The 18,582-nt window shown below is 72.7% G+C and carries 16 protein-coding genes and 1 pseudogene; 12 read left to right on the top strand and 5 right to left on the bottom strand.

Annotation, left to right across the window (positions count from 1 at the left end):
• The first annotated feature begins 42 nt into the window (after window positions 1-42).
• Together AB0E98_RS15130 and AB0E98_RS15125 are read left to right on the top strand one after the other, a co-directional pair.
• Window positions 43-1,254, top strand: coding sequence for a DUF6777 domain-containing protein (locus AB0E98_RS15130; protein ID WP_361702340.1), 1,212 nt, complete (start codon window positions 43-45; stop codon window positions 1,252-1,254).
• A complete protein-coding gene (locus tag AB0E98_RS15125; protein WP_361702339.1) occupies window positions 1,254-2,006 on the top strand; it encodes a DUF998 domain-containing protein in 753 nt (250 codons plus the stop codon). The genes AB0E98_RS15130 and AB0E98_RS15125 overlap by 1 nt, the downstream gene beginning before the upstream one ends.
• On the opposite strand, the gene AB0E98_RS15120 is transcribed toward AB0E98_RS15125, so the two are convergent.
• Window positions 1,955-3,526 (bottom strand): hypothetical protein, encoded by a 1,572-nt coding sequence (locus tag AB0E98_RS15120; protein WP_361702337.1) that lies wholly within the window; start codon window positions 3,524-3,526, stop codon window positions 1,955-1,957. The two genes, AB0E98_RS15125 and AB0E98_RS15120, sit on opposite strands and share 52 nt — an antisense overlap.
• Window positions 3,527-3,679: 153 nt before the next feature.
• On the opposite strand from AB0E98_RS15120, the gene AB0E98_RS15115 reads away from it, so the two are divergent.
• From AB0E98_RS15115 to AB0E98_RS15095, 5 genes are all read left to right on the top strand, one after another.
• On the top strand, window positions 3,680-4,711 hold the full coding sequence (locus tag AB0E98_RS15115) for an SDR family oxidoreductase (protein WP_361702335.1): 1,032 nt from the start codon (window positions 3,680-3,682) through the stop codon (window positions 4,709-4,711).
• A complete protein-coding gene (locus AB0E98_RS15110) occupies window positions 4,701-5,300 on the top strand; it encodes a TIGR03086 family metal-binding protein (protein WP_361702333.1) in 600 nt (199 codons plus the stop codon). Before AB0E98_RS15115 ends, AB0E98_RS15110 begins: the two co-directional genes overlap by 11 nt.
• A gap of 127 nt (window positions 5,301-5,427) precedes the next feature.
• Window positions 5,428-6,249 (top strand): serine/threonine protein kinase, encoded by an 822-nt coding sequence (locus AB0E98_RS15105; RefSeq protein ID WP_361702331.1) that lies wholly within the window; start codon window positions 5,428-5,430, stop codon window positions 6,247-6,249.
• On the top strand, window positions 6,246-7,658 hold the full coding sequence (locus AB0E98_RS15100; protein ID WP_361702329.1) for a serine/threonine-protein kinase: 1,413 nt from the start codon (window positions 6,246-6,248) through the stop codon (window positions 7,656-7,658). The genes AB0E98_RS15105 and AB0E98_RS15100 overlap by 4 nt, the downstream gene beginning before the upstream one ends.
• Window positions 7,659-7,787: 129 nt before the next feature.
• The gene (locus AB0E98_RS15095) at window positions 7,788-8,759 is read left to right on the top strand and encodes an alpha/beta hydrolase-fold protein (protein WP_361702327.1); all 972 of its coding nucleotides are present in this window, start codon (window positions 7,788-7,790) and stop codon (window positions 8,757-8,759) included.
• Between the two features lie 56 nt (window positions 8,760-8,815).
• Here AB0E98_RS15095 and AB0E98_RS15090 read toward each other — a convergent pair whose 3' ends face one another.
• Window positions 8,816-9,772, bottom strand: a complete 957-nt coding sequence (locus AB0E98_RS15090) for an LLM class F420-dependent oxidoreductase (RefSeq protein ID WP_361702326.1) — start codon at window positions 9,770-9,772, stop codon at window positions 8,816-8,818.
• A gap of 149 nt (window positions 9,773-9,921) precedes the next feature.
• Here AB0E98_RS15090 and AB0E98_RS15085 point away from each other — a divergent pair, with 149 nt between their 5' ends.
• The gene (locus AB0E98_RS15085) at window positions 9,922-10,650 is read left to right on the top strand and encodes a L,D-transpeptidase (RefSeq protein WP_361702324.1); all 729 of its coding nucleotides are present in this window, start codon (window positions 9,922-9,924) and stop codon (window positions 10,648-10,650) included.
• 141 nt (window positions 10,651-10,791) lie between these two features.
• Window positions 10,792-12,498 (top strand): GAF domain-containing protein, encoded by a 1,707-nt coding sequence (locus tag AB0E98_RS15080; protein WP_361702794.1) that lies wholly within the window; start codon window positions 10,792-10,794, stop codon window positions 12,496-12,498.
• 537 nt (window positions 12,499-13,035) lie between these two features.
• Here the strand turns inward: AB0E98_RS15080 and AB0E98_RS15075 are convergent.
• Both AB0E98_RS15075 and AB0E98_RS15070 read right to left on the bottom strand, forming a co-directional pair.
• The gene (locus AB0E98_RS15075; protein WP_361702322.1) at window positions 13,036-13,728 is read right to left on the bottom strand and encodes a response regulator transcription factor; all 693 of its coding nucleotides are present in this window, start codon (window positions 13,726-13,728) and stop codon (window positions 13,036-13,038) included.
• Between the two features lie 149 nt (window positions 13,729-13,877).
• Window positions 13,878-14,942: a zinc-dependent alcohol dehydrogenase family protein gene (locus AB0E98_RS15070; RefSeq protein WP_361702321.1), complete on the bottom strand. Its 1,065-nt coding sequence runs from the start codon at window positions 14,940-14,942 to the stop codon at window positions 13,878-13,880.
• Window positions 14,943-15,604: 662 nt separating this feature from the next.
• Here AB0E98_RS15070 and AB0E98_RS15065 point away from each other — a divergent pair.
• Complete coding sequence (locus AB0E98_RS15065; RefSeq protein ID WP_361702319.1) at window positions 15,605-16,261, top strand: cutinase family protein; 657 nt, start codon at window positions 15,605-15,607, stop codon at window positions 16,259-16,261.
• Window positions 16,262-16,453: 192 nt separating this feature from the next.
• Here AB0E98_RS15065 and AB0E98_RS15060 read toward each other — a convergent pair whose 3' ends face one another.
• Window positions 16,454-17,677: an RNA-guided endonuclease TnpB family protein gene (locus AB0E98_RS15060; protein ID WP_361702317.1), complete on the bottom strand. Its 1,224-nt coding sequence runs from the start codon at window positions 17,675-17,677 to the stop codon at window positions 16,454-16,456.
• Between the two features lie 25 nt (window positions 17,678-17,702).
• On the opposite strand from AB0E98_RS15060, the pseudogene AB0E98_RS15055 reads away from it, so the two are divergent.
• Both AB0E98_RS15055 and AB0E98_RS15050 read left to right on the top strand, forming a co-directional pair.
• Window positions 17,703-17,957, top strand: a pseudogene (locus tag AB0E98_RS15055) (transposase).
• A gap of 182 nt (window positions 17,958-18,139) precedes the next feature.
• Window positions 18,140-18,580, top strand: coding sequence for a hypothetical protein (locus AB0E98_RS15050; RefSeq protein ID WP_361702316.1), 441 nt, complete (start codon window positions 18,140-18,142; stop codon window positions 18,578-18,580).
• The last annotated feature ends 2 nt before the right edge of the window (window positions 18,581-18,582 follow it).

Here is an 18,582-nt window from a genome sequence, read left to right as displayed (position 1 = left end):
GCGGCGAAAAGGAACAAAAGGCCTCACTGAGGAGTCAGGGACGTGTCGTCCGAGCCACCGTCAGCCAACCGCCCCTCCGGCCCACCGTCCGGCCCGCTGTCGGGCCGGGGCTCCCAGCCGCCGGACCGCCCGGCGGGCGAGCCGGAGCCGACCCGGCCCGACTGGTCGGCACCCCGCCCCGAGGCCCCCGGTGGCCCCGCCGGACCGGGCGGCCCCGGCGGCCCGCCCGCCCCGCCGGCCGGCGGACGGGGCACCCCCGGCGAGGGCCCGGGCAAGGGCCCGGACGAAGGCCCGGGCGGCAGCCGCTGGTGGCGGTCGAAGAAGGCGCTCGTCCCGCTCGCCGCCCTGGTCGTCGCCGCCGCGCTCGCGGTCTTCTTCCTCCGCCAGGGCTCCGGCGGCTCCGCCGAGGCCTACCTCCAGTCCGCGACCGCCAACGGCAGGGACCCCTTCACCCAGTCGACGGCCAAGGACTACGGCGCGTCGGCGTCGTCCCACCCCGTCGTCCCGGCCGGCACGGGCGGCGGCGGAGGCACCCGGACCGTCCAGGGCTCCACACGCGGCCTCTACGGCGGCTCCCGGCACAACGCCGGCTGCGACGTCGAGCGCCAGATCGGCTATCTGACCCAGGACCAGGCCAGGGGTCGCGCCTTCGCGGGCGCCGCCGGCATCGAGCAGAACGGCCTCGCCGCCTACCTGCGCGGCCTGACCCCCTTGCAACTGCGCGCCGACACCCGGGTCACCAACCACGGCTACCAGGACGGCTCCGTCACCAGCTACCAGTCCGTCCTCCAGGCCGGCACGGCCGTGCTCGTCGACGACCGGGGCATGCCCCGGGTGCGCTGCGCCTGCGGGAACCCGCTCGGCCCGCCCGTCGCCGCCAAGGGCACCCCGACGGCCAAGGGCGACTCCTGGCCCGCGTACAAGGCGTCCGACGTCGTCGCGGTCACCCCCGCCGACTCCGTCCTGGAGTACTTCGTCGTCTACGACCCCGACACCGGCGAGTGGTTCGAACGGCCCGTGGGCACCGACGGCGAGGACGACCGCTCCACCTCGGCCCCCAAGGGCGGGGTGACGATGAGCCCCAAGCCGAACCCCTCACAGGGCGGCGGGCAGCAGTCCCCGCCGGCACCCCCGCCCCCGCCCAAGTCGCCGCCGCACACCACGCCGGCTCCCACCACGCCCTACACCACCACGCCGCCCACCCAGCCGCCGGCGCCCCCGGCGTACGGGCCGCCCCCGGTCCGCCCGCGCTGATGCCCCGTCCGACGCGTGACCCGCACACCGCGCGAGCGGTGTGGGCCCCGCTGCTGCTGACCACGGCGGCCGTGGTCTACAACGACTGGGTGCTGGAGTTCCTCCTGCCCACGGGCCTGGACCCCCGGCACTCCTACGTCAGCGAGCTCTACGCCGCCGACCAGCGCTTCCACGGGCTCTTCGGGGGCATCGAGCTCGTGGCCGCCGCCCTGGTGGGCGCGGGGGCGCTGCTGGCGCGGGGCCGGTCGCCGGGCCGCTGGGAGGAGGCCGGCTGGTGGTCGCTGGTGGCCTTCGGCGCGGCCTCCGTGGCCGACGTCGCCGTCCCGATGCGCTGCGCCCCCTCGGTGGAGAGCCCCTGCGAGGCCGTCAACCCCTGGCACACGACCACCAGCGCGCTGGTGCACCTGGCGCTGTTCGCCTCGATGGCCCTGCTGGTGACCGCGGCGGCGCTCGGCGCCCCGCGTCGCCCCGTCCTCCGCCGCTGGGGCCCCTGGGTGCTGGGCGCCGCGCTGACGACGGCGCTGGCCACGGTGGGGCCGCTGTTCGGGCGGCCGGGCTGGCACGGGGTGCCCCAGCGGGCGCATCTGCTGCTCGTCGGGGTGTGGTTCGTCCTGCTCGCCGCGGCCCTGCGCGCGGAGGCCCGGACGCGGCCGCGCGCGGCACGGGTGCCCGACCCCCCGGACCCGCGGGACGGCGCCGCTCAGCCCGTCAGCCCGTACACATGGAGCGCGCCGGAGAACGACGGGAGGTAGACGCGGCCGTTGGCCACGGTCGGCGGGACGAACTTGGCGAACTTGCCGACGTCGTCCCGGGCGGCGTTCATCCTGCTGTGCCACACCTCGTCGGTGAGGTCGTGGGCCCGGTAGGCCCGTAGAACGCCGTCCACCACGGCCTGGTTGGCGTTCTCCCGCCAGGGGTGGGAGGCCCACACCAGGCCCGATGCCGGGTCCCGGCCGGCGGCGGAGACGGACAGCATCCCGCCGGGCATGCCGGGGGAGCCGCCCGGCACGCCCGTGGGGTCGGTGGTGGTGCTCGTCGACACCGGGGACGGGTCCAGGCGTCCGCCGGCGAAGCGGTAGGCGCGCAGGAAGGCGTTCTCCGGCCAGATGTAGCACCAGGGGCCGCCGGGGACGTCCCACCAGACCGGGCCGCCGTGGATGTGGTGGCTGTTCGTGTCGGGCGTCACCACATAGAAGCTCTGCGGGATCTGGCTGTCGGAACCGGCGTGGAAGTGCCCCATGGCGTCCATGTCGAGCAGGTAGAACTTGCCCTCCTTGCCCCCGCCCAGCAGCAGCCGGGTGCCCGGGACCAGTAGCGGCCCGGCCGAGCCCAGGTCGGCGTCGGCGGCGTCCAGCGCCGCGTTGTTGAACGGCGAGAACCAGTCGGCGGGCGTCAGGTCCGGACGGATTTTGACGACGCTGTCGCCGAGCTCCGAGCCGTCGGCGCGGAAGCCGCCGTTGCCGGTCATGAAGTACAGGCACCCCGCCTCGTCCACGGCGAGCCCCTGCCCGGCCTGCCAGATGCCGCCCAGCCCGGTGCCGGGCGTGGTGACGTACACACCCGTCCGGCGCAGCGTGACCGCGTCGAAGCCGAACACCCAGCCGTGGTACGGGCTGCGGTCGCCGTAGGCCGCGAAGGCGGCGTACACCATGCCGTTCGCCAGGGTGAGCGCCGAGCGCTGGATCTGCCGCTTGCCGGTGAACGTGAGCCGCCCGCCCACGCTGCCGTCGCCCGTCCCCGGCACGGTCGCCTCGATGCGCACGGGGCCGCCGAGGACCGGCTGCCCCGTGCGGGTGTCGAGGGCGTGGAGGGTGTGGTGGTAGCCGTCCGCTTCTTTGGTGAAGGCCAGCACGTAGATCACCCGGCGCGCGGCGTCGATGACGGGGGTGCTCACCACGCCCACCTCGACCGCGATGTCGCGGTAGTGCGACGGGCCGATCTCGGGGTCGGGCAGCGGGCAGGACGGGCCGAGGGAGGTGCGCCACAGCGGGGCCGAGGCGGCGGGGTCGACGGCGTCGTAGGCGTAGACGCTGTTGTGCATCGTCGCCACATAGACCACGTCGCGCGGGCCCGGGCCCGGCAGCTCCACGCCGGGGAGGACCAGCGGCTGGGCGTAGACGTGGCCGTCGACCGCGCGGCTGAAGAGCCGGCCGAAGGAGGCGGGGGTGACATTGCCCGGATGGAGCGTCGTCTCGCACGCGTTGAGACCCGTGCGCCGGTTGTCGTTGTGCTGAGTGGTGACCGCCACTGGAGCGTTCGGTGTCTGCGGCATGGCGCTCCCCGTCCGTCCCCCGGCGGTTCCGGATTCCAGGGTGGGCGGCGACGACACCCGGTCACAATCACCGGAACGGGTGAAAGCCCGCTGATATCGCTTTTACCGGGACGCCTGTTTGCCGTTGAGGGTCGCGGGTACCCGACGCCGGTGATGAAGAGAAACCAGCCGAGCGTCGTCGTGGTGACCGGGGCGAGCGGCGGCGTGGGCCGGGCCACCGCCCGGGCCTTCGCCGAGCAGGGCGCGAGCGTGGCGCTGCTCGCCCGTGGCCGCAAGGGGCTGGACGCCGCCGCGGAGGAGGTCCTGCGGGCCGGCGGCGCCGCGCTGCCGCTGTCCGTGGACATGGCCGACCACCGGGCCGTCACCGAGGCCGCCGACCGGATCGAGGCGGTCTTCGGCCCGGTCGACGTCTGGGTCAACAACGCCTTCACCGGCGTCTTCGCCCCGTTCGTCGAGATCGAGCCCGACGAGTTCCGGCGCGTCACCGAAGTCACCTATCTGGGCTATGTGTACGGCACCCACGCCGCGCTGAGCCGGATGCTCCCGCGCGACCACGGCACCATCGTCCAGGTCGGCTCGGCGCTGGCCTACCGGGGCATCCCGCTCCAGTCCGCCTACTGCGGCGCCAAGCACGCCATCCAGGGCTGGAACGAGTCCCTGCGCTGCGAACTCCTCCACCAGGGCAGCAAGGTCCACACGACCATGGTCCAGCTCCCCTCCGTGAACACCCCGCAGTTCGACTGGGTGCTCAACCGGATGCCCCGCCGCCCCCGGCCCGTGGCGCCCGTCTACGAGCCCGAGCTCGCCGCCCGCGCCATCCTGTTCGCGGCCGCCCACCCGCGCCGCCGCGAGTACTGGGTGGGCGCGAGCACCGTCGCCACCCTCCTCGCCAACGCCGTCGCCCCCGGCCTGCTGGACCGTTACCTCGCCCGGACCGCCTACGACGCGCAGCAGCGCCCGGAGCCGGCGCCGCCGCTGCCCCCGGTCAACCTGTGGCACCCGGTCGACGGCGACGGCGGCCACGACCACGGCGCCCACGGCGACTTCGGCATGGGCGCCCGGACGCACGGCCCGCAGCTGTGGCTCTCCGAGCACCGGGGCGCCCTGGCCGCCGGAGCGGCGTTCGTCGCCGCCGCGTTCGCCGCGACCCGCATGCGGGCGGACCATGGCCGGCATGAGCGCTGACCCGACCCCGACCGAATCGCGCCGCAGGACCGTCCGCGCCCGGCACGCGGAGGCACTCGACCTCTTCACCGACCGGGTCCGTGCCGTGCGCCCCGACCAGTGGCGGGCGCCCACCCCGTGCACCGAGTGGACCGTCCGCGACCTCGTCAACCACCTCACCGTCGAACAGCTGTGGGTGCCGCCCCTGCTGGACGGCAAGGGCATCGCGGACGTGGGCGACGCCTTCGACGGCGACCAACTGGGCGACGAACCCGTCGCCGCCTGGGAGCGAGCGGCCGAGGCCGCCCGCGAGGCGTTCGGCGCCCATGGCTCCCTCACCGGCACGGTGGAACTGTCCTACGGGCGCACCGCCTCCCACGCCTACTGCGCCCAGATGATCGCCGACCTGGTCGTCCACGCCTGGGACCTCTCCCGGGCCATCGGCGCGGACGAACACCCCTCGAAGGCCCTGGTGGACTTCACCCGCCACGAGGTGGAGCCCTACGCCGACGCGCTCTCCGGCTCGGGCCTGTTCGCCCCGGCGGTCGAACCGCCGCCGGGCGCCGACTCCTGGCAGCGCTTGCTGGCGCAGCTGGGGCGGCAGCCCTGACCTCGTGACCGCCCTGCCCCTGTGACCGCCCTGCCCCCATGACCGACCTGGCCTCGTGACCGAACGTGGGATCGGTACTCTTCGGCACTGAGTGACATCCGGTGACGGGGAGCGAGGAGGGGGCGGTGTGAGCGGGATAGTCGTCCATCTGCCGCAGGGGAGCGGCAGTCAACTGTCGGGTGGGAGCCGCGACGCCGACGGGGAGCCGCGCGGCGACGCGGTGACGTTACGGCTCGGCCCGGGGGAGGTGGCGCGCTTCGGGCGGGGATCCGCGACGACACCCGTGGAGCTCCGTCTCGTCGACGAGGCGATCTCCCGGCTGGCCGGGGAGATCCGGGTGACCGACGACCACTGGCAGCTCAGCAATCACAGCGCGACCCAGAGCTATCTGGTGGAGAACCCGGAGGGGGCCGGGGAGTATCTGAGAGTGCCACCGCGACGGGCCGGGGCGCCGATACCCTTCGAGTTCTCCAGGGTCGTGCTGCCCACCCGCGGCGGCGCCACGGTCGCCTTCCAGGTCTTCGCGCCCGACCACGTCTATCTGGACCCGGACGACACGGGCGGTCCCTGGGAGGGCCGTACGGTCACCGCGTACTCCCTGGACGAGACCGCCACCTACTTCCTGGTGCTGGTCGCTCTCTGCGAACCGCGGCTGCGCGACGAGTCGCCCGTGGCGGTGCCGACCACTCCGCAGATCGTCGAGCGGCTGCGGGGCCACGCCGCCTGCGCCCGGCTGACGCCACGGGCCGTCAGCTCGCACATCGACTACCTCGCCGAGGAGAAGATGCGGATCGTCGTCCCGGCCGGGGGCGAATCCGGCCGGGAAGCCCGCCGCAACGGCAAGCGGGAGGCGATCGTCGGGCTCGCGCTGCGGTTCGGGCTCGTACGGGAGGAGCACCTCGCGCTGCTGCCGCCCCGCCCGGGAGCGGGCGCCGGGGTGACCGCGTGACACCGCTCCCGCCCGGCCAACGCGTCGGCGACTGGGAGGTCACCGAGCCCATCGGGACCGGCGGCTGGGCCACGGTCTACGCCGGACGACCAGCCGGCGGCCAGGGCGACGACACCGACGACGTTGTCGCCCTCAAGATCCTGCCCACCGAGGGGCTCGCACCGCGCCAGGCCCGCAAGGTGGCGGAGACCGCCCGGCGCGAGGTCGAACTCGGGCGCCGGGCCCGCCACCCCCGGCTGATCCGACTGCTGGGCTCCTTCGTGCTCAGCGAGCCGGGCCACCCGTTCCTGGACGGCGCGATCGTGCTGGTCATGGAGCGGGCCGCGCGCAGTCTGCGGGACGTGCTCGAAAGCGGGGTGACCGAGGCCGAGGCCGGGCGGATCGTCGCCGAGATCTGCGAGGGCCTGGCACACCTGCACGCCACCGGCTGGGTGCACGGCGACCTCAAACCGGAGAACGTCCTGCTCATGGCGGACGGTTCGGTCCGGCTCTCGGACTTCGGGCTCGCGACGGAACTGACCGGCGACCAGGGCACCCACGGCTACGCGCCCCCGATGGGCACCTTCGACTACCTTCCGCCCGAGCGCTGGAAGGCCCCGCTCGGTGAGCAGGGCGTACAGGTCCGGCCCAGCGCCGACATCTGGGCCCTGGGAGTCATCGTCCACCAGGTGTTCGCGTCCGGCGCCTCGCCGTTCCCCGGCGCCACACCGGTGTCGCGCGCCGCCTCGACGCAGGAGTACGCCGAGGGGCGGGCACCGCTGCGCATGGACAACGCGGTGCCCCCGTTCTGGCGCGCCCTGGCCGCCGACTGCCTGGCCCCGACGCACTCCGCACGCGCGGCCCACACCGCCGAGAGCCTGCTGGCCCGCATCACCGCCCGGCAGGCCGTCCTGCCGGAGCCGACCGGCCCCGACACCCTGCCACCGGTGGGACGCCGGCGGCGCCGTAGTACCCGTGCCGCGGTCGTGGCCGCCGCGGTGTGCGGCGTGGTGGCGGCGGGCTGGTCGTACGCCGTGCGCGACGCCGGGTCCGCCCCGCCCGCCGGCTCGGGCGGGCCCACCGCCGCCGGACGGATCCGGGTGTTCAACGTCGAGCGGTCCTGCCAGGACCGCCAGGACCGGAACGCGGAGTGCAGTCTCGGCCTGGCGATCGACCCCCTGCGGCCGTACACCATCGACAACGTCGTTCCGACACGGGTGTGGCACGGCGACGCCCTCGCCGTCGACTGCCGGCTGTCCAGTGGTGTGCCCATCGTCGACGAGATGGGCACGTGGTCCGCCGAATGGTTCCGCGTCCATCTCCCGCAGGGCTCCGCACGGCCCACCGCCTGGCTGCCCGCCGTGCGCACGAAGGACCGCCCCGCGATTCCCGTGTGCCCGCGCCCCACGCCTTCCCATTCCTATCGGTGACCGCCGGGCGCTGTCACTCCGGATCATTCCGGGTGCCGCGCCCCGGCGCCCCGCCGCTACCTTGCGGCCCGCACGTCTCTCTTCGTTCGACGACATTCTTTGACGACATTCGACGACCAGGAGGTCATCGTGAGTGAGTACCGCCCGACCCGCAGGAGTCTTCTGAAGGCCGCCGGCGGCCTCTCCGCCGCGGCGGCGCTCGGCGCCGGCGGTGTCCTCGCGACGGCGTCCACGGCCCACGCGGCCGGTGACGGCTTCGGGCTGCGCGTCGCGGAGCGCGGCGAGAGCGACCCCCGTATGTGGTACTACCGGTTCGAGACCGCGGAGATCGGCTGGAAGCCCGCCGTCAACGTCCTGCTCCCCGACGACTACCACACCAGCGGACGCACCTACCCCGTCCTCTACATGCTCCACGGCGGCGGGGGCGACTTCATCGAGTTCGACCGCATGGGCATCCGCGAGCTGACCGCCGGCAAGCCGATCATCCTCGTGATGCCCGACGGCGGGAAGACGGGCTGGTACTCCAACCCGGTCCGCTCCAACGTCGGCCCCCGCAACTGGGAGAACTTCCACATCAACCAGCTGATCCCGTGGATCGAGGCGAACTTCCGGACGTACGCCGAGTACGACGGCCGTGCCATCGGCGGCTTCTCGATGGGTGGCTTCGGCGCGCTGAAGTACACGGCCAAGTACTACGGCCACTTCGCCTCGGTGAGCTCCTACTCCGGCCCCGCCAGCCTGCGCCGTGACGCCGGCCTGGTCGTCCACTGGGCGAATCTGACGTCCGCCCTGGACCTCGGAGGCGCCACCGTCTATGGCACCCCGTGGGACCAGGCCCGGGTCAGCGCCGACAACCCGGTCGAGCGCATCGAGAGCTACCGGAACAAGCGGATCTTCATGGTCGCGGGCACGGCCCCCAAGACCGCGTTCGACTGGATGAACGAGCCCGAGGTCCTGGCCGGCCAGCGGGAGTTCCGCGGTCTCCTCGACCGGGCCGGCATCCCGTACGAGGCGCACGAGGACGGCGGCGGCCACTTCTTCCGCAAGGAATTCTTCCGCGGCGATCTCGACGGCATCATCGGCCGCCTCCGCAAGGCGTAGGCGGCGGCCGCACGGGCGGGGCCGTCCCGACGGCCCTGCCCGTCGCGTCACTCCGCTCACTCCGCGAGCCGGGGCAGCACCTTCGTCCGGTAGAAGTCGAAGAAGCCCCGCTGAAGGGGGCCGATCTGGGAGACGTGCACCCGGTCGAAGCCGGCGTCGGCGTACGCGCGCAGCGCCCCCACATGGGTGTCGACGTCGTCGCCGCACGTCACGGCGGCGGCCACCCGGTCACGTGTCACCAGCTCGGCGGCCTGCGCGAAATGGGCGGGGGTGGGCAGCACCTGGTTGAGCTCGCCCGGCAGCTGCTCCACGGCCCACAGCCGGTGCGCGGTGTCCAGCGCCGCCTCCCGGTCCGGGCCCCAGCACACCTTCACCCCGCCCTGCACCGGCTTCTGGCCGCCGCCCGCGCGCCGGAAGCGGGCCACCGCGTCCGGGTCCGGGACCATCGTCACCAGCCCGTCGCCGATGCGCCCGGCCACCTCCGTGGCCGCCTGCCCGAACGCCGACACGTCGATGGGCACCGGCTCCTCGGGCAGCGTGTACAGGCGGGCGTTCTCGACGGTGTAGTGCTTGCCGTGGTGGTTGACCTGGCCGCCCTCGAACAGCAGCCGCATCACCTGAACGGCCTCCTCCAGCATCTCCAGCCGCACCGCGGCCGGCGGCCACGGATCGCCCAGGATGTGCTCGTCGAGCGCCTCGCCGCTGCCCACCCCGAGCCGGAAGCGCCCCTGGAGCAGCACCGAGCTCGTGGCCGCCGCCTGCGCCGTCACCACGGGGTTCAGCCGCATCGTCGGGCAGGTCACGGCAGTCTCCACCGGCAGCGACGTGGCCTCGGACACCGCGCCGATGACCGCCCACACCAGCGGGCTGTGCCCCTGCTCGTCGGTCCAGGGGTGGAAGTGGTCGGAGATCCACAGCGAGGTGAAACCCGCCTGCTCCGCCATCCGGGCCTGTTCGACCAGGTCCCCGGGGGAGTGTTCCTCGCAGGAGAGGAAGTATCCGTACTCGGTCATCGCGGTCGATTCCTCCGGACGCTCCTTCGGACGGGAAGACGGGTAACCCGTGTCGCCACGGCGAAACCTCCCGGAGCCCTCCGCCTCCGGGTACTTGCCGCGACTGATTCGAAGCGCAACCAAGCGGCTCCCCCGTGTGTCATACGGGCATGACAAGCGCAGCAGCGAGCAGAGCGAACGTACGCGCACGCAGGCGACTCGGTGTTCTCCTCGGCGCGGCCGTGCTGGCCGCGCCGCTCTCCGTGGCGGCGGGGACGGGCAGCGCGCAGGCGGCCACGGCCCCCTGCACCGCCGGGGCCGGGCCGTACCAGAAGCAGGCGGAGCGGTTCCTGGGGCGGCCCGTAGACGGGCGGCAGTCGGCCGCCGACTGCCGGGCGATCCGGGACTTCCAGCTCGACCACGCCATCAGCCCCGCCATCGGCTACGCCGGGCCCGTCACCTGGGGCGTGATGGACCTCGTCGCCAAGCAGCGCGCCGCGGGGAGCAATCCCAACGCCGGGCGCACATGCCCGGTGAACAAGGGACGGATCGCCTGCGTCGACCTCACCCGTCAGCTGAGCTGGATACAGGACGGCTCGCGGCTGGCGTTCGGGCCGGTGCCGATACGGTCCGGCCGCGACGGGTACGAGACGCGGACCGGGCTCAAGCGGATCTACTGGCGCAGCGTCGACCACTGGTCGACGATCTACAAGGTGCGGATGCCGTACAGCCAGTTCTTCGACGGCGGGCAGGCGTTCCACTCCATCGACGGCAACGTCTGGTCGGCGCCCGGCTCCCACGGCTGCGTCAACATGCGGCGCGGGGATGCCAAGACGTACTGGTCGATGCTGAAGAACGGCGACGACGTCTACGTCTACGGGCGCAAGCCCGGCACCTGAGCCGGTGCCCGGGCCGGGCCCCGTCATGGCCCGGCCCCGGCTCCTCCGACGCTCCGGCCAGCGGATACGGTGGTCTTAAGGGTGGGCTGGTCGTCCGTCCGTGAAGGTTCGGACGCGCCTGCGAGGAGGCACGGAACGGTGGTGCGCTTACCGCAACTCAGACTGGACGAGCTGCTGGAGGAGCTCCAGGCCCGGATCGACGCCGCGCGGGGCACCCGGGACCGGGTGCACAGCCTCCTGGAGGCCGTGATGTCGGTCGGGCGCGAGCTGGACCTGGAGCATGTGCTGCGCCGGATCGTCGAGGCCGCGGTGGTGCTCGTGGACGCCCGGTACGGCGCGCTGGGCGTCATCGGGCCGGACGGGCGCACCCTGTCGCAGTTCCTCACTGTCGGGCTGCCGGAGGAGCGCATCCGGGCCATCGGGTCGTACCCGTCGGGCCACGGCATCCTGGGTGAGCTCATCCGCCACCCCGAACCGCTGCGGCTGTCGCGGATCTCCGCGCATCCGGCCTCGTACGGCTTCCCGGCGGAGCACCCGCCGATGGGCAGCTTCATGGGCGTGCCCATCCGGGTGCGCGAGCAGGTCTTCGGCAATCTCTACCTGGCCGAGAAGCGGGGCGGCGCGGACTTCGAGGACGAGGACGAGGAGGTGCTGTCCACGCTCGCCGTGGCCGCGGGCGTCGCCATCGACAACGCCCGGCTGTACGAGGAGTCCACCCGCCGCGAGCGCTGGCTGCGGGCGGGCGCCGAGGTGACGAACCGTCTGATGTCCGGCAGCCGGCCGGCCGACGTCATCGGCCTGATCGCCGAGCGGGCGAAGGAGATCACCTGCTCCGACCTGGTCACCGTCTCCCTCCCGCTGCCGGAGGGGGAGCCCGCGCTGACCGTCGAGGCCGCCCTGGGGGAGGGGGCCGAGGGACTGCGCGGCACGGTGCTGCCGGCCGACGGCACCCTCGCCGGGAGCGCGTACGTTTCGGGCCGGCCGGTCCTCAGCGCGGGCCTCGCCGCGGACCCGGCGAACTCCGCGGGGCCCTGCCGCGCCACCGGTCCCGCCGTGGCCGTGCCGCTCACCTCCGGTGACGCGGTGCGAGGCGTGCTGCTGCTGGCCCGGGCCAAGGGCCGCGCGCCGTTCACCCGGGAGGAGTCGGAGCCCCTCCTCGCCTTCGCCGGGCAGGCCGCCGTGGCCATGGAGCTCTCCGAACGCCGTGCGGACGCCGCGCAGATCGCCGTGCTGGAGGACCGCGACCGTATCGCCCGCGATCTCCACGACCTGGCCATCCAGCGGCTCTTCGCCACCGGGATGACGCTCCAGAGCGCCGACCGCTTCATCGACCACCCCGAGGCCGCCGAACGCGTCCAGCGGGCGGTCGACGACCTCGACGAGACCATCAAGATCATCAGATCCACGATCTTCGGCCTGCGGTCCCGGGAGACCGCCCCGCAGCACGGGCTCCGCACCCGGGTCGTCCGGACCGTCGGCGAGGGCGGCGCGCTCCTCGGCTTCGCCCCGAGCCTGCGGATGGAGGGGCTGCTGGACACCCAGGTGCCGCGCGAGGTCACCGAGGACGTCGCCGCCGTCCTGGGGGAGGCCCTGGCGAATGTGGCCCGCCACGCGCGCGCCCGGTCGGTGGACGTCGCCGTCGTCAACGACGGCCGCCGGCTGACGCTGACCGTCACCGACAACGGCGCCGGGATGCCGGAGGGCGAGGGCGGCCGCCGCAGCGGTCTGCGCAACCTCGGCGAGCGGGCCGACCGCCATGGCGGCCGGCTGCGGATGACAGCGCCGCCGGGCGGGGGGACGAGTTTGAGGTGGAGCATTCCGCTGCCGACCGGCGGGGCGGATCGGTAACAACCTCGTGCCCTCCGGGCGGCTGCCCGGAGGGCACGAGGGTTGCCGGCTCGTCGTTCACTTGGTGTACAGCCACCACCAGTGGCCGTTTTGCTCGCAGTAGTACTCGCTCCATTGGTGGGTGGTATTTTGACCATGGTCGCCTGCCGAGTAGCAGCAGTCCTGGTTGTATTGCCACTTGCTGCGCACGGTATAGCCCGACCGCGCCCGCTCGTTGTCCGACTTGCTCGTAGCCTTGCTGCTCGCCTTCGGGGAATCATCCAGCGGAGTTGCGACGGCCGCCCCCGACGCACCGGCAAGCAGTAGACCCGCGGTAAGCACTGCCGCTGCCGGGGTGAGGCGGAAGGCCCTCGTTTTCATGAGGCTGCCTCTCTGTTCGGTCCCTGCCCTGATAGTGGGCCTGGATCGCCGCCCCCGGAATCGGCGTGCGGGAGGGGGATCCCCAGGGGCGCCCGCGCGGGCGGGTCCGAGCTTCACGTGGCGTGAGGAAGGGGGTCGTGCCTCGGAAGGCGGCTCCAAGTCCGGCGAGCACGCATCTCAGGACGGCCGGGCGACGCTCGACGCGAGCACGGCCGCCTGGATCCGGCGCTCCACGCCGAGCTTGGCGAGCATCCGCGAGATGTGGTTCTTGACCGTCTTCTCGGACAGGTAGAGCCGCTCCGCGATCTGACGATTCGTCATGCCGTCCCCGATCAGGCCGAGGATCTCCCGCTCGCGCGGCGACAGCCCGGCCAGGCGCTCGTCCTCCGGCTCGGGCCGCTCGTCCTCGCCGCGCAGGCTGTTCATCAGACGCGTGGTCGTCGCCGGGTCCAGCATCGACTGGCCGGAGGCGACCGTGCGGATGGCGGCCACCAGGTCGGAGCCCTTGATCTGCTTCAGGACATAGCCGGACGCCCCCGCCATGATCGCGTCCAGCAGCGCGTCGTCGTCGTCGAACGAGGTGAGCATCAGACAGGTCAGCCCCGGCATCCGGGACCGCAGCTCACGGCAGACCGTGATGCCGTCGCCGTCGGGCAGCCGGACGTCCAGCACCGCCACGTCGGGCCGGAGCGCCGGCCCCCGCGTGAGCGCCTGGGCGATGCTGCCGGCCTCGCCGACGACCGAGATGTCGTCCTCGCCGTCGAGCAGATCGTGGACACCCCGCCGTACGACCTCGTGATCGTCCAGGAGGAACACCCGGATCGGCCGCTCCGCGGAGAACGCCCCCGCTCGCGCTGACTGCTGTTCCACCGCTCCGGCTCCTCATCGCTCCGTCGGCATGTCGTCCTGTTTGGATCATGATCCAACATTTGTCGGACCGCCATGGGCCGAACGGCCCCGATCCGGCCACGGACGCGTGGCCGGGGGCGCGTGGCCAGGGACGCGCGGCCGGGGGCGGCTCACTCCTCCGCGATCAGCACCGCCACGCCCGAGACCCGGTCTCCCGCCAGGTCCGCGAGCGCCTCGTCGGCGCGGCTCATCGGATACGGCTGTACATGCACCACCGGCCGGTGCCGGGCGACCTCCGACAGATACGCGCGCCCGTCGGCCCGCGTATTGGCGGTGACGCTGCGCAGGGTCCGCTCCTGGAAGAGGTGCCGCTGATAGCCGAGCACCGGGATGTCGGTGAGATGGATTCCGGCCACAGCCAGCGTCCCGCCCCGGTCGAGGGCCGCCAGCGCCACCGGCACCAGATCCCCGACGGGAGCGAAGAGGATCGCCGCGTCGAGCGGCACGGGCGGATCGTCGTACGTGCCGCCCGCCGACGCCGCGCCCAGTTCGAGCGCCAGCCGGCGGGCCGGCTCGGCACGCGTGATGACGTGCACGGACGCGCCCTGGGCGATCGCCAGCTGCGCGGTCAGATGGGCGGACGCGCCGAACCCGTAGATGCCGAGCGCGCCGCCGGGCGGCAGCTCGGCCCGCCGCAGCGCGCGATAGCCGATGATGCCCGCGCAGAGCAGCGGCGCGAGCTCCTCGTCCGGCGGGCCCTCCGGCAGCCGGTAGGTGAAACGGGAGTCCGTGACCACGTGCTCGGCGTACCCGCCGTGAATGTCCCAGCCGGTGTAGCGGGAGTCCGGGCAGAGGTTCTCCCGGCCGCCGGTGCAGTAACGGCACGTCCCGCACGTGCCCGCCAGCCAGGCGGCGCCGACGCGGTCGCCGGGGGCGAAGCCCTCCGCGGCCGGCCCGGCTGCCAGCACCCGGCCGACGATCTCGTGGCCGGGCGTACGGCGGGGCGCGCGCGGCGGCAGGTCGCCCTCCGCCAGATGCAGATCGGTACGGCACACCCCGCACGCCCGCACCTTGATCAGCAGGTCGTACGGGCCGGGTTCCGCCAGCGGCCGGCGCTCCCGGCGCAGCGGACGCTCGGCGGCGGGCGCGGTGTGGTCGACGACCCAGGCGGTGGTCTCCGCCACGGCCGCCCCGGGCCCGGGGGATCGCGGGTCCTGCGGTTCCGGGACCGTCATCGTGCTCACCTCCGGCCGTCGTCCCCGGCAGCGCCCCCGTCGGGCCCTCGCTCCTTCCACCGTGCGCCGGGCCCGGGGGGACGGCAAGGCCCGGGTGTCCCCGGGAGGGGCCCGTTCAGCCCCTGCGCGCCGTGGCCCCGCGTCGGCATGCTGGTCACAGCCCGGACGGGATGTCGTCCCCGCTCGGTCCCCCGGGCGCGTGCCGGGGCCGGAAGCCGATGGCCGGCCCCGGCACGCCGCCCCGGCGGGCACGCGCCGCCGGACCCGACCGCCCCGGCCCCGACCGCCTCGGTCCCCCGGCCGCCCCCGGAAGGGGAACCGGACGGCCGCCCCCGGTGCACGGTGGGGCCGGGCACGTCCCCGGCTGGCGCGTCCGGCCGGAGAGTCCGGCCCACACGGCCCACACGGCCCACACGGCCCACACGGGCCGTACGGGCCGTACGGGCCACCCGAGGCACCGGCCGCTGCTCACGGTCGGGCGTCGCGGGCAGCGGCAAACCCCGGCGCTCCGCCCGGGCACCGGCGCGAGTCCGGTCCGGTCGAACCCCGCCGGTTTCACCGGAATTTCATCGACCGCTGCCACTGTCGTCCGGTTGACCTCTGCCTGCCGTGAAATTCCCACGACAGGCAGAGGCGTGGACCGACTCCATGGGGAGAATCGAATGCGAACAAGACGGATCGCGGCCGTATCGGCCGCTTTTCTGCTGACAGCCGGGCTTTCTTCAATGGGGCAGGCGTCCGCGGCGCAAGCGACAGCTCCGTGCGAGGGCACCTACACGATCGTTGTGGGGGGCACGGGCAGCTCATGGAACAACGACCGTTTCTACGGCAATATCCAGCAGCACGTCGGGTACCCCACCACGATCCCCAACGGCGCCAGCGCCCGTGCGGGCGTCAATGAGCTGAACCGGCTGGTCCGCGACCAGCGTGCCGCGTGCCCGTCCCAGCACGTCAAGATGGCCGGGTACTCCTTGGGCGCCGCGGTGGTGCACATCTGGGTCACCGAGAACTGGCGGACGTTCGACAACGTCAACGCCGTTCTCATCGCGGACCCCAAGCGCCAGGGCCCTCCCGGCGCCAACGGCGGAGCCGTGCCGTTCGGTGGCATCATCGGTGCTCCGCTCGCCGGCGCCGACAAGTCCTTCGGGAACGTTCCGGTCAAGACGATCTGCCACTGGGACTACGTCTGCGACGAGTCAGCAGGAATTTGGACCTACCCGAAGAACCACGTCGACAACTACCCCGAAGACTTCAACATGGATCACCACAACGACAGCGCCAACGAGCAGTGGTACAACGGCGCCTGGTATCCCGCGTAAGTCGCGAAAGAACTCAGTAGTGCCAGCGCGGGCGGCCGCCGCCACCACCGCAGGTGATGAGACGGCCGTTGGCGGCGTGGGTGTTGGCACCCACGTCGCCGTCGCGGCAGCGCGGCAGTACTGGCCCGCCTTTTGACTTGCTCCTTGGGCTGGAGCCCGAGGATTCTGGTCTTCTCGTCCGTTGCTGTGCCGCTACGTGGCACGGGGTTCGGGGGAGAATCCGTGGCTTCCTGCTTCGTCGCGCTGTGCCGGGACGAGTCCTGGTCTTACCTGCGCTCCACAGGCTGCGACCGCCAGTCCGGCGGCCGTTTTGACGTTCTTCGCGGCGTTGTGGTCCCGGTCATGGACCGTGCCGCAGGCGGCGCATGTCCAGGTCCGGATGTGCAAGGGCTTGGGGCCGTCCTTGGCCCCGCACTGCGAGCAGACCTGGCTGGTCGGCTCGAACCGGCCGGTCTTCACCAGGGTCCGCCCGTACCTGACCGCTTTGTACTCCAGCATGTGTACGAACTGTGACCAGCCCGCGTCATGCACACTCTTCGCCAGTCTTGTGCGCGCGAGTCCTTTGACGGCCAGGTCTTCCACTCCGATCGCTTGGTTATCGCGGATCAGCCATGTGGAGAGCTGGTGGTGGAACTCACGGCGGGCGTCATGTACTTGTGCGTGGGTGCGGGCGACCTTGAGCCGGGCCTTCTCGCGGTTCCTGGATCCCTTCTGCTTGCGGGACAGCTCGCGCTGGGCCTTCTTGAGTTTCCTCTCCGCGCGGCGCAGGAATCGCGGGGAGGTGATCTTCGTGCCGTCGGAGAGGACGGCGGAGTGCGTCAGCCCAAGGTCGATGCCGACCGCCTGGTCACTGCCGGGCATCCGGGCGGCGTCGGAGGCCGGGTCGGTGTCGATGACGAACGAGGCGAAGTACCGCCCGGCCGCATCCTTGATCACGGTGACCGAGGTCGGGGTGGCGGGCAGGGCGCGGGACCACTTCACCTTCACCGCGTCGACCTTCGGCAGGTTCAGCCGCCCGCTGTCAGTGACCGACCAGCGGGCATTGGCCGTGAACCGGATCGACTCCCGCTTGTCTTTGCGGGACTTGAACCTCGGCGCACCCGTCTTCGGGCCCTTGCGGGTGCCCTTGAGGGAGGAGAAGAAGTTGCGGTAGGCGGCCTCCGCATCGCGCAGGGCCTGCTGAAGCACGACTGAGGAGACCTCCCCCAGCCAGGAACGCTCTGCGGTCTGTTTGGCCTGGGTGATCAGCCTTTTGGACAGCTCACCGGCCGTCGGGAACGCCGCGCCCGCTTTCCGGGCGTCCTCACGGGCGCGCACCGCGTCGTTGAACACGACACGGGCACACCCGAACGCCCGGGCCAGCGCCGTGCGCTGGGCGACGTCCGGGTACAGGCGGAAGCTGTACCGAAGCTGCATAACAGCCACCTTACAAACGTGGGTTATGGGTGAGATGCAGAAGATCAGGACTGGTCGGCACTGTGCTTTCATGATGCATGTGCATTTGGTCTTCGTGACCAAGTTCCGGCATAAGGTGTTCACGGATGCTCACCTGACGCGCCATGAGTTCCCCGACCTGGTACGGCACTACTAGCGGGCCAACAAGCTCTGGTCCGGGACCTACTTCGCCGGAACCGTCGGCGGCGCCCCGCTCTCCGTGGTCAAGCAGTACACCGAGCAACAGAACCAGCCCGCGTGAGCATCACCCGGCACCACCGGGACCCGCCATCGCGGCGCTCCGCGCCACGAGTGGCGAACACACGATGTCCGGCTCCGCAGACCAGGAATCCGCGAAGCACCGCATCGCCACGACAAGATTCGCCTCACCACCGGGCTGAAGCTTGATGCACCGCGAATGAATCCCGGTAGCAGTTCCCGGCGTTGGAGCGGATCTCACAGGACGACTTCGACGCGGACGATCCGTTCGCGCCCGCCGTGCGCTCCGCGCCGGGTGCCGGGGGCTCGGTCTGCGGCCCGCGCGTCTTCGGTGGCGCCTTCGGCGCGTGGGTCGACGGCTCGGGGGGCGGTGTGGGGGCGTGTGTCGCGCTCTCCGTGGGACTCGGCGACGGTGACTTCGACGCGGACGCGGACGCCGTGGCGGACGGGCGCGTCGACGACTTGTCGTCCCCCGTGCACCCGGTGAGCGTCAGCGCGGTCGCGAGGGCGAGCCCGCACGCGGCGGCGAGGCGCCGGCGGAAGGCGGGACGGGACACGGTGGCTATGGCCAAGGCGGAACTCCACGATCGGTACGGACGGGCAGGCGGCATCGCCGCCGAACGTGGGGGGACCGGCAGCGCTCACCCTAACGCCCCGCACGGGTGATC

Source organism: Streptomyces sp. NPDC037389 (assembly GCF_040636475.1).
In the GTDB taxonomy this organism is placed as follows: Bacteria; Actinomycetota; Actinomycetes; order Streptomycetales; family Streptomycetaceae; genus Streptomyces; species Streptomyces hesseae.
The sequence above is the reverse complement of the archived record's forward strand: the minus strand, read 5'-3'. Positions and strand labels throughout refer to the sequence as shown.